Source organism: Acinetobacter sp. GSS19 (assembly GCF_028621895.1).
Classification (GTDB): domain Bacteria; phylum Pseudomonadota; class Gammaproteobacteria; order Pseudomonadales; family Moraxellaceae; genus Acinetobacter.
The window spans coordinates 2,530,637-2,546,806 of sequence record NZ_CP117520.1; the positions used below are offsets into that span (position 1 = coordinate 2,530,637).

At 41.1% G+C, this 16,170-nt stretch carries 12 protein-coding genes and 3 pseudogenes; 13 read left to right on the top strand and 2 right to left on the bottom strand.

Going from position 1 to position 16,170, the window contains the following annotated elements; all coding sequences use genetic code 11:
* The first annotated feature begins 49 nt into the window (after positions 1-49).
* From PGW99_RS12065 to PGW99_RS12100, 8 genes are read left to right on the top strand one after another with little or no spacing between them, the layout of a single operon-like run.
* Positions 50-1,549, top strand: coding sequence for a DUF3138 domain-containing protein (locus PGW99_RS12065; RefSeq protein ID WP_273777967.1), 1,500 nt, complete (start codon positions 50-52; stop codon positions 1,547-1,549).
* 25 nt (positions 1,550-1,574) lie between these two features.
* A complete protein-coding gene (locus tag PGW99_RS12070) occupies positions 1,575-2,630 on the top strand; it encodes an ABC transporter substrate-binding protein (RefSeq protein WP_273777969.1) in 1,056 nt (351 codons plus the stop codon).
* Positions 2,631-2,645: 15 nt separating this feature from the next.
* A complete protein-coding gene (locus PGW99_RS12075) occupies positions 2,646-3,881 on the top strand; it encodes an MFS transporter (RefSeq protein WP_273777970.1) in 1,236 nt (411 codons plus the stop codon).
* A 2-nt stretch (positions 3,882-3,883) separates the two neighbouring features.
* Positions 3,884-4,726: an ABC transporter permease gene (locus PGW99_RS12080; protein ID WP_273777972.1), complete on the top strand. Its 843-nt coding sequence runs from the start codon at positions 3,884-3,886 to the stop codon at positions 4,724-4,726.
* A 3-nt stretch (positions 4,727-4,729) separates the two neighbouring features.
* Positions 4,730-5,530 (top strand): ABC transporter permease, encoded by an 801-nt coding sequence (locus PGW99_RS12085; RefSeq protein WP_443098197.1) that lies wholly within the window; start codon positions 4,730-4,732, stop codon positions 5,528-5,530.
* Between the two features lie 12 nt (positions 5,531-5,542).
* Positions 5,543-6,571 (top strand): ABC transporter substrate-binding protein, encoded by a 1,029-nt coding sequence (locus PGW99_RS12090; protein WP_273777974.1) that lies wholly within the window; start codon positions 5,543-5,545, stop codon positions 6,569-6,571.
* A 19-nt stretch (positions 6,572-6,590) separates the two neighbouring features.
* The gene (locus PGW99_RS12095) at positions 6,591-7,424 is read left to right on the top strand and encodes an ABC transporter ATP-binding protein (protein ID WP_273777976.1); all 834 of its coding nucleotides are present in this window, start codon (positions 6,591-6,593) and stop codon (positions 7,422-7,424) included.
* Positions 7,425-7,443: 19 nt separating this feature from the next.
* Complete coding sequence (locus tag PGW99_RS12100; RefSeq protein WP_273777978.1) at positions 7,444-8,274, top strand: ABC transporter permease; 831 nt, start codon at positions 7,444-7,446, stop codon at positions 8,272-8,274.
* A gap of 85 nt (positions 8,275-8,359) precedes the next feature.
* On the opposite strand, the pseudogene PGW99_RS12105 reads toward PGW99_RS12100, so the two are convergent.
* Positions 8,360-9,454 (bottom strand): annotated as a pseudogene (locus PGW99_RS12105) (sigma-54 interaction domain-containing protein).
* Between the two features lie 226 nt (positions 9,455-9,680).
* Between PGW99_RS12105 and PGW99_RS12110 the strand changes: the two are divergent.
* Complete coding sequence (locus PGW99_RS12110) at positions 9,681-9,896, top strand: TOBE domain-containing protein (protein ID WP_273777979.1); 216 nt, start codon at positions 9,681-9,683, stop codon at positions 9,894-9,896.
* 37 nt (positions 9,897-9,933) lie between these two features.
* Positions 9,934-10,754: pseudogene (locus PGW99_RS12115) on the top strand (ABC transporter ATP-binding protein).
* Positions 10,755-10,872: 118 nt separating this feature from the next.
* Here PGW99_RS12115 and PGW99_RS12380 read toward each other — a convergent pair.
* Positions 10,873-12,235: pseudogene (locus tag PGW99_RS12380) on the bottom strand (LLM class flavin-dependent oxidoreductase).
* A 418-nt stretch (positions 12,236-12,653) separates the two neighbouring features.
* Between PGW99_RS12380 and PGW99_RS12135 the strand changes: the two are divergent.
* Genes PGW99_RS12135 through PGW99_RS12145 form a run of 3 tightly spaced genes read left to right on the top strand, consistent with a single transcriptional unit; the run spans position 12,654 to position 15,810 of the window.
* Positions 12,654-13,487, top strand: coding sequence for a vWA domain-containing protein (locus tag PGW99_RS12135; protein ID WP_273777986.1), 834 nt, complete (start codon positions 12,654-12,656; stop codon positions 13,485-13,487).
* The gene (locus tag PGW99_RS12140; protein WP_273777989.1) at positions 13,487-14,218 is read left to right on the top strand and encodes a hypothetical protein; all 732 of its coding nucleotides are present in this window, start codon (positions 13,487-13,489) and stop codon (positions 14,216-14,218) included. The genes PGW99_RS12135 and PGW99_RS12140 overlap by 1 nt, the downstream gene beginning before the upstream one ends.
* A gap of 5 nt (positions 14,219-14,223) precedes the next feature.
* Positions 14,224-15,810: a protein kinase family protein gene (locus PGW99_RS12145; RefSeq protein WP_273777991.1), complete on the top strand. Its 1,587-nt coding sequence runs from the start codon at positions 14,224-14,226 to the stop codon at positions 15,808-15,810.
* The last annotated feature ends 360 nt before the right edge of the window (positions 15,811-16,170 follow it).

Genomic DNA, 16,170 nt, shown 5'->3' on the forward strand with positions numbered 1-16,170 from the left:
GGGTAGGGGAAATTTTGTATTTAAAACAATAGATGAAGTGAATGTAACAATGAGAAAGACGAGTTTAACTGTTGCGATTGGATTTATTCTGACGACGACATCGAGTTTTAGCTTTGCCCAGGATGCCACTCTCAACAAGCAATTGGAGGGACTCAAAAAGCAGATTGAAGTTTTACAACAGCGTTTAAATGCAGTGGAAGTGCAAAGTTCGACATCCACAAAAAAAGCAGTTGTTCCAACCACTGTGAATGCAGATAACAGCGAAGTGCTGACGGATCAAGACAGCGAAACTGGTGAAGAGACCCTAACGGCTGAAGCGACCCCTGCAACATCCGACGATATTGAAGGTTTAAGAGCCGATATCGAAAACTATAAATATGACCAGTCTCGTCAGTACGAACGTCAAACCGTGAAGTCGACCCGCGATACGACTTTATTCGGTACGGTGCAACTGCGTGCCAATGTGCAGGACAATAACACAGCACCCAATACACCGAAATCAAGCTTCGATGTGGGTACGGCATTGCTGGGTGTGCGCGGTAACTTGTTTAAAGATTATAACGAAGGTAAAAACCTCGATTACCAAGCCTCTTTTGGTTATTCAAAACGTAATGATGGCAGCAACAACAGTAATTTTAACTTGCTGGATGCTTACCTGCGCTATCACGTATTTTCCACCAATGGCGGTGCAGAAGTTCCCAAGCTGAACCTGACTTTGGGTCAACAGCTCTTGCCATTTGGTCTGGACGTGCAATCTCCGGAAGATTTACGTCCAACTATTACCACGGCAACTGCGCCGACGTATTTGGGTTTATTTACCCGTCAAAATGGCTTGATTGTGCGTGGCGATGTCAAGCCATTTGTGGACTATGGCGCGAACTATCGTGCACCGTTGTTTGAATACGCGCTTGGGGTGACCAACGGTAATGGCAGTAACAAGACCGATGACAACAATAGCAAAGATTATATCGGTCGCGTGGCATTTACCTTACCTGTGGATTATGCCAGCTGGCTTCGCGAGCTGAAATTCGGTGCTTCCTATATTAAAGGCGAAGCAAAATTATCCGGCTCAGGCATTAGCGACAACAAGGCCAAACGTGATCGTCTGGGTTTTGATGTGTATTACAACCACGCACCGTTTGGCGTGACCTATGAATATTTGCAAGGCAAAACCGATTACATCGATACGACCGTGCCTGCGGTTAAAGAAGCCAAAGCTGAAGGTCATACCGTTACTGCGTTCTATACCTTGGGTGACCAGTTCTATAACAGCATTAAATCCAATGCCAAGTTTGATGATTTCTGGCCGAAATCGGTTCAGGGTTACTACCGTTATGACAGCTATAACCCGAATAAAAATCAGAAAGATTATCTCGATAGCGCAAGTGGCCGTATAGGTGAATATGACATTCATTCACTTGGCTTAAACCTGTTTTTTGCACAAACCACCAAATTCCAGTTACAGCTCAATCACTACATCTATGACATTGAGACTGCAACCCAAAAAGATACCAACGAATTGCAGGCGCAATTCCAGTACACCTTTTAATTTTTATTGTTAAGGAACAGATTTAATGAAACTTTTTTCTAAAAAAATTGCAGCAACATTTTTAGCCCTCTCCGCACTCGGTTTAAGCCTGCAAATCAATGCAGCCAATCCGAAAGAAATCCGCATTTCTATGTCGGGTGCCGGTGAAGGCGGTAAGCCAAAAACAGGCGGGAGCTTTGTTGCTTCGGCACATTTACGTGGTGTGCTGGAACAGGAATTCAAGAAAGATGGCATTGCGGTGAAATGGTTATTCTTTCCGGGTGCAGGACCTGCCACCAATGAAGCCTTAGCCAACGGTAAAGTCGATTTTGCTTTACATGGGGACTTGCCGTCATTAGTGGGTCGTTCAACAGGTCTTAAAACCAAGGTGCTATTTTCAACTGGCCGCTTTGGCCCAACCTATGTAGTAGTTCCTGCTGGCTCAAATGCCAAGTCATTTGCAGACTTAAAGGGCAAGAAGTTTTCAATCTTTAAAGGGACAAATCAACAGATTGTTTTTAACCGCGTCCTGGCTAAATATGGCTTTACTGAACGTGATTTACGGGTGATTTCACAAGATGCTTACTCTGCGCGTACAGCACTTGCCACTGGGGATATTGACGCTGCGATTACTTCACCCTTTAGTCTGGTTTCCCGGGGTGTAGCCAAAAGCCTTGTGGAAATTAAAGATCCCAAAGTCGCACCAATTGCCCATTTCTGGGTAACTGAAAGTTTTGAAAAACAATATCCAGAAGTGACGCAGCGTGTCGTTACCACGCTGATCAAACAGGCAAAGTGGAGCTCGGAAGAAGCCAACCGTGTCACCCAGTATAAGCTGTGGTCACAAAGCGGTATTCCACTGGTTGATTATCAAAAAACCTGGGATGGCTGGAATCTGAAAGACCGTACTTCGCCATTACTGGACGAGTTTCATCGTGCACAAATTGATGAAGCTTTAAAGATTGCTAAAAATGCCAAACTCATTCGCCGTGATGTAGATACCAAAACCTGGTATGAACCGAAATACCTTAACAATGCTTTAAAAGAACTCAATTTACAGAATTATTGGCGTGCATTTAATGCCAATGGTCAGCCGAAATAAGTTGAGCAGTGGCATATGACTTCACTGGATACATCCACCTCCACACTAAGCCTGCGATTTATGGGCAGCTTTATTAGCCTAACTATTTTTGCAGGGCTTGGTGTCGGGGTTGCCCGTGTACTCACCTCACTGTATGCCGTGCAACTGAATGCTTCTGAGCTGCAGCTGGGACTGATCTCGGCTGCACAGAGTATTGGAATCCTGATCATGGCTTTGCCTATTGGTGTGCTGGTCAAGCGACTGGGTTCATTAAAGGTCTTTAGTTTTGGGAGTTTAATGGGTGCTGTAATGTACGCATTGACTCCACTACAGGCTGATGCCTGGTATCTGATGATCTGCACTGCACTGGTCAGTTTCATTTTGCCGATGCGTTTTGTATCAATTAACACGGTATTTCTGAGCAATTTAAGACTGTTAGGACCTACACGTGCAGGATGGTTTCGTGGCTCGCATATGATGGGTTTCTTCCTGATCGCCCCGACTTTGACGGTGCTACTCATTGAGCATTTTGGTTATCCAGGTAGTTTTTACTGGGTGGCCAGCCTGTTTATGACAGCACTTATTTTTGCGCCCTTATGCTTCCAGCAAAAATACTCAACTGAAGGGCAGGGCAATTTCCAATGGCAAGAAGTGATTGCCCCGCTATATCTGCTAAAGAGTCATATCGCCTTGCGGATGGTCTGTCTATTTGAGCTATTAAGCAGTATTGCCAACAACTATTTTGGTTTTTTCATTGTTGTAATCGCGATTCAAGGTTTTTCCTTGTCTGAGTCTACTGCCGTAATGTTGCTCACCACACAAGGTCTGGTTTTTGTCGGGTCGCTCTTCACGATGGGTAGCCTGGCCGAATGGTTAGGGTATTACAAATTTTATTTAATCGGTCTCAGCCTGATTGGTAGTGGTTTATTACTGCTGGCATTCAGCACGATCAGTTTCTGGTTATGGCCGGCCTCACTTATGTTGGGCCTCGGGCTTGGCATGCTGCATATCGCAAATTTTATGTCATTTGCCAAAGTCGGTGAACAAACCGAAATGGCAAAAGTTTCTCCTATTTTAGCCCTGGTTGGACCAGTCGGTGGCTTGTTGGGCGGTTTTCTCGGTGCAGCGTTTGGAGCCAGCATCGGTCTGCAAAATTTATTTCTTCCGATAGGACTGGCGTTTTTGGCCTTGATCCTATGTTTATTCAAAAATCAGGTCTTTCAGCAATTCTTAGTACAGAAACCTGAGCAACACATGGTAGAGGGAAAATAATCATGAGCCTAAGTGATGTATCAGCAGCTTCAGTTCAGGGGCGTAGCAATCTAAACATTTTTGCTTTTATGAAAAAAAATCTGAATGGAACCTTACAGTTGGCTTGTGGTTTGCTGTGTCCGGTATTAGTCCTCGGGCTTTGGTACGTTGCCTCCATCAAGCTCTGGTTACCTGAGCAAATCTTGCCACCGCCAGCACTGGTCTGGCAAAGCACTGTTGAACTGTGGCAAGAAGGGGAATTGCAATTCCATTTCCAGATCAGTGCCAAACGGATTCTTTGGAGCGTCTTGCTGGGATCTGGTGTCGGAATCATCCTAGGGACTTGGCTAGCACTGATGCGACGTAGCCGTGATTATGTTTTTCCGACCATCAATCTAGTGGCGCAGTTCCCGATTGTCGGCTGGATTCCGTTATTGATGATCTTTTTGGGGATTGATGAAGCTCTGAAAATTGCTGCAATTTCACTGGCTGTCTTTCCTGCTGTCCTGATCGCAACCTATAAAGGGATTGCTCAGGTGCCACGTTCACTGCTGGAAGTGGCAGAAGTCTATCAATACAGCAATCTGCAGAAGTTAAAGAATGTGATTTTTCCTGCGGCTCTACCCAGTGTCATTAGTGGACTGCGTCAGGGCATTATGCAAGCCTGGTTAGCACTAGTATTTGTTGAGTTACTGGCTAGCAGTGAGGGTATTGGCTTTCTGATGGTCTGGGGCCGTCAATTGATGCAGATGGATCTAATTTTTATGGCCATTATTTTGATTGGCCTAACTGGCTTCATTCTTGACACAGTTTTAGCCAAAGTAGAACAGATCAGCCGTTTCTACGCCACTCGAGTAGGAGGATAAGTGATGAGCCAATCAACTTTTTTTAATCGTGACAGTGTGAGTCCTGTGATTGCCAAAATGCTGAAGGCTTTAGCTCTTCCAATTCTATTTATTGTTCTATGGGCATTTGCTTCCGCATTGGACTGGCTGAATCCCAAATTGATTCCATCTCCGCAAGCAGTGCTATCCAAGGCCATCGCAGTATTACCACAACCGGACTTTTTAAACGGCCTGGTTGAAAGTCTGCTGCGTAATTTTAGCGGCTATTTTATCGGGGCGACAACAGGTGTGCTATTTGGAATAGCGATCGGTGTATCCAAACTCTCGAACTGGCTATTTGCACCAAGCTTTCATCTATTGCGTCAGATTTCACTCTTTGCCTGGCTACCTTTGGTTTCAACTTTCTTAGGTGAAGGACATCTAGCCAAGATTTTATTCATCAGCCTATCGGTTTTTTATCCAGTTGCACTCCATACATTCGAAGGTGTGAGCAGTATTTCGCATAAATACCGTGAAGTGGCGCAAGTGTATGAGTTTCCAAGAAGCTATGCCTTTCGCAAGCTGATCCTGCCGGGGGCTTCAGCACAGATCTTTGTGGGCTTACAGATGGGTCTGATTTTCGCATGGTTGGCGACCATCGGTTCAGAATTTTTACTGGCCAACTATGGCAATGGTCTCGGCAATATCGTGATTCAGGGCCGTCAGGCTTTTGATGTCGAACTGATCATTTTTGGCATGCTGCTGATTGGTTTGGTCGGTGTGATCCTGAACTCTATTCTGGCAAAAGTTGAAAAGCGTGTATTTCGCTGGAAGCGACCATCTTGAGGAGGAATAACGATGAGAATACTTCCTAAAAACTGGCATAAAGCACTCGTTTCTGTATTGATAGGTGGTTGTGTGGCGATGGGTTGTAGCACCTCGCAGGTGGATCATAATACGGCCAAGACGACTCAGACTTTACGTTATCAAAGCTATCCGGGGCTGGTGTCCTTGCCTGAGCTTGCTCAGGATCTGGGTTATTTCAAAGATGTCAAACTGGACTATGTTGGAACTGTACAGGGCGGACCTCAGGACTTATTGACTCTAGTGGCCGGTGATGTTGACTTTGCTTCAGCCTTTAATGGTGCAGTCGTCAAAGTCATCGCTGCTGGTCTAGATGTGGTACCTGTCGTGGCTTCATACGGCAGTGACCAGGACATGAATGTCGGTTTTTATGTATTAGAAGACAGTCCGATTCGGACAGCACGTGACTTCATTGGTAAAAAGGTCGCAGTAAATGCCTTTGGTGCTCATTATGAGTTTGTCATCAAAGACTATCTGGCTCGCCACGGCCTCACGCCAGCTGAAATTCGCGAAGTTGAACTGATCGTATTACCTCCGGTCAGTACGGAACAGGCACTACGCAATGGTCAGATTGATATTGCCGTGTTTTCAGGCATTTTGGAAAAACGTGCACTGAAGACTGGAGGGGTACGCCCGATCTTCAAGGATATTGAGCTGTATGGACCGTTTACCGCTGGAAGCTATGCGATGCGTCGTGACTTTATTGAGCAGAATCCAGAGTTAGCCAGAATTTTTGTCAGTGGTATTGCTCGTGCTCAGGACTGGCTACACCACACTCCCAAAGAACAAGTCATCGCTCGGATGGAAAGCATCATTGATAAACGCCAGCGTAATGAAACGAAAGTGCTGATCCCTTTCTATACTGGAACCGGTGTTGCTGAGTTGGGTGGGGTGCAAAAAGATGCAGACTTTCAACCTTGGGTGGATGCTTTGGTCAATGAGCAGAAATTAAAACCAGGGCAAATTCAGGTGAGCACACTATATAGCAATCAATTTAACCCATATGCAAATTTAAAAAATTAAGAATATAAGGATTATTAGCATGACAAGTGCTTTAAATTTAGATCATGTGCGCAAGGTATTTCCCGCACAAAATCATCCCAACAGTAAACATTATAAACCTGAATTTGTCGCTGTTGAAAATATCACTTTGGACATCCAGCAAGGTGAGTTTGTTTCTATTGTCGGACCGAGTGGTTGTGGTAAATCAACTTTACTGGACCTGATTGCAGGTCTGACCAAACCCTCCTCCGGACAGATTTTGCTAAGTGGCAAACAAATCACCCAGCCAGGCCTCGATCGAGGCATCGTGTTCCAACAATACGCCCTTTACCCTTGGTTGACAGCACTGGAAAATATTGAATTTGGGTTGGAAGCCAAAGGAGTCGACAAACAAACTCGACGTGCCAAGGCAGAATATTATTTAAAACTGGTCGGTCTAGCTGGCTTTGAGAAACATTATCCAAATGAACTCTCCGGCGGGATGAAACAGCGCGTGGCAATTGCTCGCAGTCTGGCCTATGAACCTGAAATTTTATTGATGGATGAACCTTTTGCCGCACTGGATGCCCAGACGCGTGAAACCTTACAGGAAGAGCTGATTAAAATCTGGCAATCTTCCAAAAAGACTATTGTGTTTATTACTCACAGTATTGATGAAGCTATTTTCTTGAGTCAGCGTGTCGCGATTATGACCTCTCGCCCGGGGCGAATTAAAGAGGTCATTACAATTCCTGAAAGTCTGAAAAGCAATGCCGAAGATATTCGCTCAACCCCAGCATACGGTCAGTTACGTCATCAAATCTGGTCACTGCTGAGTGAGGAGGTCATTAAGGCGCAGGCACTCGAAAAAGACAAACAGCTTGTGCATTCATAAGCAAATCGAGGGATCAAAAATGAGTATAACGAAACAAACTTTGACCTATGACGAAACTTATAGCGGTATCAAGCCTAGTTTACGGTTTACACTACTGAATATCGTATTTAAACGCAGTATCGCTATATTACTATTCCTGGCGCTCTGGGAGAGTCTGCCACGCTTTGGGGTGGTCAGTTCTGCATTTTTACCGCCATTATCAACTGTTCTAGATAGTGCATGGCAGCTCTATCAAAGTGGACAACTCGGCACGCATTTTCTGGCTAGTATTCGCCGCTCCATCATCGGTTTTGCATTGGCCCTAGTGATCGCCATCCCTTTGGGGTTGGTCATTGGCTGGTATAAGTTGGTGGCTGAAACATTAAATCCCTTGCTGGAATTGTTCCGTAATACTACGGCCTTGGCTTTAATGCCTTTATTTATACTGTTTCTGGGGATAGGTGAAGCCTCTAAAATCAGTTTGCTAGTCTATGCCTGCACTTGGCCGATTCTGCTGAATACCATTACGGGTGTACAGACTGTAGACCCTTTGTTGATCAAATCCGCGCGAACCATGGGTTTAAAACCTCATCAACTGTTTAGAAAAGTGATCTTGCCCGCTTCAGTCCCTACAATTTTTGTCGGCATCCGTCTGGCCGGGGCTATTTCGATCTTGGCCCTTGTTGCCGTGGAGATGTTTGGAGCTAAAGCTGGTCTTGGCTATCTGATTATGTATTCCCAGTTCAGTTTTGAAATTCCACAAATGTTTGTTGGAATATTAGTGATTACTCTAGTTGGATTAAGCTTCAATTATATTTTAATTGGCTTCGAAAAATATTTCACAAAATGGAAGAAAAACCCAGTTGAATAATTTAATAAAAACCCGTTTTAAATAAAACGGGTTTTTAATATTTATTTAAATTTTAAAATAAATCATCTGACGCTATCCAGCATACTTAAATCAGGCCATGTTTTAATAAACGGGTTCGCACAACATTACGTGTTACACCGAGCAACTTGGCTGTATGCACCTGATTATATTGACAGTATGCATATGCACTACGGATAAACTGTTTTTCTATAAGTTCATTAATGTTAAGATCGGTTAAGTGTGTTGATGACTCAAATAACTGTCTAAACGTGTTTTGCAATAATTGTTCAGCATCTTGCAGATGATGAATTGCTGAATTTGAATCTGCAGCAATAGAAGAGCTGTGTGGTAAAAATCCGGAAGATTGACCATTCCCGATGACTAGGTTCGAAAATTGATATCTTCTGGCTCAATTACCCCATTTTGACTGACCAGAATCGCATGCTGAATGGTATTTTCTAGCTCACGGATATTGCCTGGCCAACGATGTTGAATGAGCTTTTCGCAGCTAAAGAGGAAATGCGCAACGGGGTCTGGTGTGGATTGGTCTGATAGCGTTCTACAAAGAATTTGGCCAGCGGCAGGATATCTGCGCGACGGTCTGCCAAGCGTGGAATGCGTAGTAAGGCCACATATAAACGATAGAATAAATCCTCACGGAACTTTCCTTCGATGACCGCTTTTTCTAGATCCACATTGGTCGCAGCAATGATGCGGACATTAATCGGGATCGGCTTTAAAGACCCCACCCGAATAATTTCCCTTTCTTGTAAAATCCTTAATAATTTCACCTGCATCGGTAACGACAGATCGCCAATTTCATCCAGAAATAAGGTGCCATTATGTGCTGCCTCAAACCAGCCGATACGCTGATGGATCGCTCCGGTAAAAGCGCCTTTTCATGTCCGAACAGCTCGCTTTCTGCGAGAGACTCAGTCAAAGCGCCACAATTGACCGCAATAAACGGCCCCTTGGCACGATAACTCAGATCATGAATTTGACGTGCTACCAGTTCTTTACCTGTGCCAGTCTCGCCAATAATCAATGCATTTGCGTCACTCGGGGCAATCTGTTTGATCCTGTCCAGTAAGGCTTTGGACCGAGGATCCTCAAAAACAGTAGCCGTAGCGCGTTCATTTCTCCGTGTCTGGCTTATAATCGGATGAGTAAAAATAGACATATGCTTTCAATTAATTATTAAATATTATCAATCATGGAACATTTAATTTACTTTCATAAATAATAAATCAGTATTTTATTATCCAAATACCCAATAAGTTTTTTTATAAAAAACTAAGCATAAAAAAATATAAAATCAGTATAAATAATCTAATATTAAATCAAGATAAATACTTTATATAAAATATTTTATAGTAGGCTCATCATAAACAAAAGAGTTAAATATAATGGCAATTACCTCAGTCAATGTTCGTAACCAGTTCAAAGGCGTTATTCAAGAAATTGTAACAGGCAGCGTAGTTTCAGAAATTAATGTAGAAACTAAAGCCGGTATCTTTACTTCTATTATCAGCACACGCTCCGTTCAGGATTTAGACTTGAAAATTGGTTCAGAAGTGGTCGTCTTAATTAAATCTACCGAAGTCTCATTGGCCAAGCTTTAGATCCAAGTCTGATTTAGATCAATACAAGGAGTAAACGATGTCGCAGCAAGATCTTGGTTCTTTATCGATTCAACAGTTAAGTAAAAGGTATCCTTCGCAAAATAGTGAAGACCTGGTAGTGCTAGACGGAATTAACCTGGAGATCAAGCCTGGGGAATTCATAAGTATTGTTGGCAGTAGTGGGTGTGGAAAGTCTACTTTGTTACGATTGCTGGTCGGTCTGGAAAACCAGTATCAGGGAACTATCTTGGTTGATGGTAAAAAGCCTTTGGTACCAGCTTAAACCGCGGGATTGTGTTTCAGGATCACCGTCTGTTTCCTTGGTTGAGTGTCCGGGAAAATATCCGCATTGCACTGCATAAAAGCAATTTAAGCCATGCTGAAGAAAATAAAATTATTGATGAGCATCTGGAACTGGTGAATCTCAGTAATTTCAAAAATGCCTATCCTTCACAGTTATCGGGAGGGATGAATCAAAGGGTTGCCATTGCGCGTAGTTTGGTGAATCGTCCAAAAATTCTATTGCTGGATGAGCCTTTTGGTGCCTTGGATGCTTTGACACGCCAGAATTTGCAGGATGAGTTACAGCGAATCTGGCAAACTGAAAAAATCACCATGATCATTGTGACTCACGATGTGGAAGAAGCAGTCTTTTTGGGCGATCGTGTGGTAGTGATGCAGCCACATCCGGGCCGGATCAAACGTATTGTGAATGTTCCTGTTCCACATCCACGTAAGCGTGAAGATGTACGTTTGCATAACATTAAAAATAATATTTTGCAGGACTTTAGCGATCCTAGCAAAGATGTGCTGCTTCAGGCACCGAAGCAGTTTTCAGATTATCAGTTTGCTTGGTAGCAGTTTAAATTTACCCCTAAAAAGCCTGCGTTCGCAGGCTTTTTTGTAGTGTATTATTTTTGATTAGCAGGTCTGTGAGGGATATAAAAAATGCCCCGAAGGGCATTTTATTATTTGCTTATGAGGCGACTTTATTCAGTTTCCGTGCAGCGACATACTGATTTTCTGGACGTTTGAGGCCAAGGTTTTCACGTAAGGTGCTGCCTTCATATTCAGTGCGGAATAGACCCCGACGCTGTAATTCAGGTACGATAAAATCGACGAAGTCATTCAGACCGGCAGGGGTGGTAGGAGGTAAGATGTTAAAGCCATCAGCGCCTTCATTTTCAAACCATTCCTGTAGCTGATCGACGACCTGCTCAGGCGTACCCACCAGAGTCCAGTGTCCCCGTGCTGAAGCAATGTATTGATACAGTTGACGGATGCTAAAGTGATGGCGGCGAGCAATATCAATCATCATCTGCTGGCGACTAGAGAAGTTGAGATCAGCATCTTCCAGTGTTGGGAATGGTGCATCCAGATCATATTTCTCTAGGTTAATCCCACCAGATAAACCTGAAAGTAGTGTCAAACCAACTTTCGGATGGATTAAGTTATTTAAGAACTCATATTTTTCTTTAGCTTCTTCTTCTGTTTTTGCCACAAAAATGGAAACTCCTGGCATGATTTTCAAGTCATCTGGATGGCGGCCGTATTTTAATAAACGGTTTTTCACATCACGATAGAACTCTTGCGCATCTTGCAGGTTTTGCTGAGCAGTAAAGATCACTTCGGCATATTTTCCGGCCAGTTCACGCCCCTCCTCGGACTGGCCTGCTTGAACGATGACAGGATAACCTTGCGGTGGGCGAGAGACATTCAACGGACCTTGAACGTTGAAATATTGACCCGTATGCAGTGGCTCATGCACTTTATCTGCATGGAAAAATTCTCCTGTGCTTTTATCATAAATAAAAGCATCATCTTCCCAAGAATCCCACAGTTTTTGGGTCACTTCAATAAATTCATGCGCACGTTGATAACGGGTTTTAGGTCAGGATGTTTTTCCAGACTGAAATTGCGTGCAGTATCGGGTGAAGCCGTAGTCACTACATTCCAACCAGCACGGCCTTTAGAAATATGATCTAAAGAGGCAAATTTACGTGCCAAGAGATAAGGGTCTTCATATGTGGTCGAGGCTGTTGCAATAAAGCCAAGATTTTGAGTAACTGTAGACAATGCAGCAAACAAGGTAACAGGTTCAAAACCTACCGGTTTATCACCTAACCCTCGTTGCCCTTCTTTGCATTACCCCAGCGGACCGATAAGCCATCTGCCAGAAAATAAGCATCAAATAAGCCACGTTCTGCGGTTTTTGCAAGCTCAATCAGGTAATCAATATTCAGATGATCCTGCGGGCGTGATTCAGGATGCCGCCAGCCGGCAGCATGTTGGGAAGTTGCCGGAATAAAAGCCCCGAGTTTAATTTGACGTTTGGCCATGTCTGTTTCCTTGGTATTTGATATTTTCATCCAACAGATAGGTACAATTACCGTGCCAATAAAATTTTTTAAATTAAAACAAAGGTATAAAACGCTTAATTATTTTATGTGTTTAAATTTCAACAGTATTTTTGCCTAAGTTCTGCAAAAGCTACAGCAAAAAAAATGCGTTACTTAGACGGAAACCAATGGAATAAAAATCAGTAGCAATTCATTTTTCGTTAAACATGAGAGCCGATCAAAAATAGACGAAATTTGTCTAGGAGAGTGGTGGCAGTCCAAAATATTTATTTAGGAGAGAGGTAGCAGACCATTCTCAAAATATGAGCTATACAAAGAATACGATCATAGAAAAATATTACTAACTCTTTATGATAACCCTCTAAATCATCTAATATTTCTTATAAGAGAGAATAAAATGACCCATGAAGCCCAAATCAGTAGAACGTCACCAACAGCATTTTTATTTTTAGTGGATCAGTCTGGCTCTATGATGGACAAAATGTCATCTGGAAAAACTAAAGCTGAATTTGTCTCTGATGTTCTCAACAAAACTTTAATGGAGTTAATTACACGTTGTTCAAAGTCTGAGGGAATTCGCGATTATTTTGATATTGGTGTTTTAGGTTATGGTCACCAAGGGGTTACTAATGGTTTTAGTGGAACCTTAGGTAATCAAGTGATGAATCCTATTTCTTTACTTGAACAAAATCCATTAAGAATTGAAGATCGTAAACGTAAAATGGATGATGGTGCTGGTGGGATTGTAGAAATTTCAGTTAAATTTCCAATGTGGTTTGAACCAACTGCTAATGGTGGAACTCCAATGCGAGCAGCTTTAACTAAAGCTGCTGAAGAATTAGCGAATTGGTGTGATGCTCATCCAGATAGTTATCCCCCAACTATTTTGCACGTTACTGATGGTGAATCAAACGATGGTGATCCAGAAGAAATTGCTCATCATTTAAGTCAAATCGGAACTAATGATGGTTCTGTTCTTATTTATAATTTACATGTTAGTGCTTTAAGCAACTCACCAATTGTTCTGCCATCTAGTGAACATATATTGCCAGATACTTACGCTAAAATGTTATTTAGAATGTCTAGTCAATTACCACCCCATTTGATTGGATATGCACAAGATAAAGGATTTAAGGTGAGTGGTGAATCAAGAGGCTTTATTTTTAATGCCGAAGCTTCAGATATTGTTGACTTCTTCGATATTGGTACTAGAGCATCTCAATTACGATAATGAAAGTAATTTTTCAAGGATCTCATCCAAAAGAAATTGGTGAAGAAAAAGCAAATGAAGATGCATTTGCTTTTTCTGAGGATCATACAAAATTAGTTCTATGTGATGGCGCGACTGAGTCTTACAATTCTAAATTATGGGCAAGACTCATATGTGATTCTTTTATCGAAAATCATAATTTAAATGAAGATTGGTTAAAATTAGCTATAAAAAAATATGTTGTAGAACATGATTTTAATAATATGAGCTGGTCTAAACTATCTTCTTACCAACGGGGAAGCTTTACTACCCTAGTAAGCTTTTGTCTCGATGAAACACGCAAAGAAATAATTGTAAGATTGTTTGGTGATAGTTTTATTTTTTTCTTTGGTGAAAAAAATGGAATTTATGAGTATATACCAACATTCGATATACCAGATTTTCACTCAAATCCGAATCTTTTATCTACAAAAATGGATTTAAATAATGATATTGATTTTAGTGAAGAAAATTCTAATCATTATTTAACTCTGCCATTAGATGGCTGCTATCAATCTATAATCGCTATATGTGCTACTGATGCTCTTGCAGATTGGTTTGATAGAGCTATGACAGTTATTAAACATGATCGTTTAATACGCATTTTTAAAAAAATAAATCACCAAAAGTTTAATAAATTAGTTGGAGTTTGTCGAAAAAGAGGAACTTTGAAAGTTGACGATACTACTTTAATAATTGCTGAGATTAAATAAAAGTTATGAGCTATCCATCATTTGAGAAATATAATGAAGCTTTTCAGCTTCATAATAAATTCCTAACAGATTCAGAACTAGCAGCAGGAACTGTAAGGAAAACAGGTCTTGGAACTCCTTTAGCAATAAGTGGTGGGTTTGCTTTAACTTATACAATCGATTGTAATTCTAAAAAATATGCTGTCAGATGCTTCCATAAAGAGTCAAAATCCCTTGAGTTGCGATATTTAGAAATATCTAAAAAAATTAAGTCCCTTGCATCTCCATTCTTTTTAGATTTTGAGTTTCAGCCAAATGGCATTCGTGTAGATGGAAAAGCATACCCTATCGTAAAATGGCGTGGGCTTCGATCTACCCTTGGTGAATTTCTCGAAGATAATTTTGATAATCAGAATTTTATTAAAAATCTAGGTGATTCTCTAATAAAATTATCAGATTATTTAGAGCAAAATTCTATTGCACACGGGGATATCCAAACAGGAAACTTAATGGTTTCTAATACAGGATCTAGCCTTCAATTGATCGACTATGACGGTATGTATATTGATTCGATAGCTAGTCTTGGTAGTTCAGAATTAGGGCATATAAACTTCCAACACCCTTATCGTGCTAAACAAAATCCTTTCAATAATAGATTAGATAGGTTTTCTTTAATTCTATTATGGCTAGCATGTAAATCATTAGAAATAGATTCGAAAATTTGGGGTAAAACAAAATCAGAATTTGATGCTATCGTATTTCGCTCAACTGACTTTGCTAATCCAAATACATCACAAACTTTTTCCTTATTAAGCTCTTATCCAGCCTTAAAAGATCATGTAAATAATTTTGCAGCTATATGTGGTATAACTGATTTAAATGATATACCTAATCTAAGCAACTTTATTCAAGGTATTGGAATACCTAGCACTAATAATATTCAAATTATTTCTAAGAATGTTAGTAGGGCTGTAGTTTTAAATGAGTATATAAGTCCATATCCTGTATTATCAGCATTGGATTACAACTTATGTCTAAAACATATTGGTAATCAAGTAGAAGTTATAGGAAAGATTGTCGAAGTCAAACAGGGTCTTACACGCAATAATAAGCCTTATATCTTTATCAACTTTGGTGATTGGAAAGGTAATATATTCAAAATTACTATTTGGAGTGAGGGCTTAGATATTATTGCTAACAAACCTAATCATACTTGGATTGGGAAATGGGTTAGCGTAAAAGGTCTAATGGAAGCCCCATTCAAGAGTAAGAAACATAAGTATTCCCATATTTCTATTACTTTAACTAAAAAAGGTCAATTATTCCAAATTGACGAGTTAGAAGCTAAAAAACGCCTTATAAGTAAGTCTCTTCCTCAAAATAATAATAGTGGGTCAATTAAAATATCAAATAGAGATATTCTTACACAAATTGGAGTTGGATCATCCTCAGCTAATAATTCAAGCCCAACAAGTGGTCAATCAATTACCTCTACTAATAGTGTAACGAAGTCTCAAAATCAGGCTATTTTAAGCAAAATTCATGCTACATCTAAGCCTATTAACTCGCAACCTGTTCAAAGTCCTTCAAAAGTAGTACTCCATCTCTTTTAAAATCATCCAATCACAATTCAACTTATTCCAAACCACCACAGACATCGAATACCCCAAAAACAATAACAACTAAACCTTCATCGGGTAGTAAAATAGAGCAGATAATTGGCGGTGTAATTTGGATAGTAATAGTTTTAGTTCTTTTAAAAGCATGTAGCTGATTTAAATGGCTTTTCATCCTCACGCAATTGCTCACCTTGATCAGCTCGTTCTAGTTGAAATCTTACTTCAAACTCGTTAATTGCCTCTAACATAATGTCCCCTGGATTATCGATAGGTAGTAACAAGACACTACGACCAAAACGTTTAATAGCAACTTCGTTGCCATTAAAGCGAAATGCTTTGGGCAATCTAACGGCG

Excerpts from the sequence above, each read along its gene's own strand:
- PGW99_RS12065 (WP_273777967.1), top strand. The coding sequence starts at position 50 with ATGAGAAAGACGAGTTTAACTGTTGCGATTGGATTTATTCTGACGACG.
- PGW99_RS12070 (WP_273777969.1), top strand. The coding sequence starts at position 1,575 with ATGAAACTTTTTTCTAAAAAAATTGCAGCAACATTTTTAGCCCTCTCC.
- PGW99_RS12075 (WP_273777970.1), top strand. The coding sequence starts at position 2,646 with ATGACTTCACTGGATACATCCACCTCCACACTAAGCCTGCGATTTATG.
- PGW99_RS12080 (WP_273777972.1), top strand. The coding sequence starts at position 3,884 with ATGAGCCTAAGTGATGTATCAGCAGCTTCAGTTCAGGGGCGTAGCAAT.
- PGW99_RS12085 (WP_443098197.1), top strand. The coding sequence starts at position 4,730 with ATGAGCCAATCAACTTTTTTTAATCGTGACAGTGTGAGTCCTGTGATT.
- PGW99_RS12090 (WP_273777974.1), top strand. The coding sequence starts at position 5,543 with ATGAGAATACTTCCTAAAAACTGGCATAAAGCACTCGTTTCTGTATTG.
- PGW99_RS12095 (WP_273777976.1), top strand. The coding sequence starts at position 6,591 with ATGACAAGTGCTTTAAATTTAGATCATGTGCGCAAGGTATTTCCCGCA.
- PGW99_RS12100 (WP_273777978.1), top strand. The coding sequence starts at position 7,444 with ATGAGTATAACGAAACAAACTTTGACCTATGACGAAACTTATAGCGGT.
- PGW99_RS12110 (WP_273777979.1), top strand. The coding sequence starts at position 9,681 with ATGGCAATTACCTCAGTCAATGTTCGTAACCAGTTCAAAGGCGTTATT.
- PGW99_RS12135 (WP_273777986.1), top strand. The coding sequence starts at position 12,654 with ATGACCCATGAAGCCCAAATCAGTAGAACGTCACCAACAGCATTTTTA.
- PGW99_RS12140 (WP_273777989.1), top strand. The coding sequence starts at position 13,487 with ATGAAAGTAATTTTTCAAGGATCTCATCCAAAAGAAATTGGTGAAGAA.
- PGW99_RS12145 (WP_273777991.1), top strand. The coding sequence starts at position 14,224 with ATGAGCTATCCATCATTTGAGAAATATAATGAAGCTTTTCAGCTTCAT.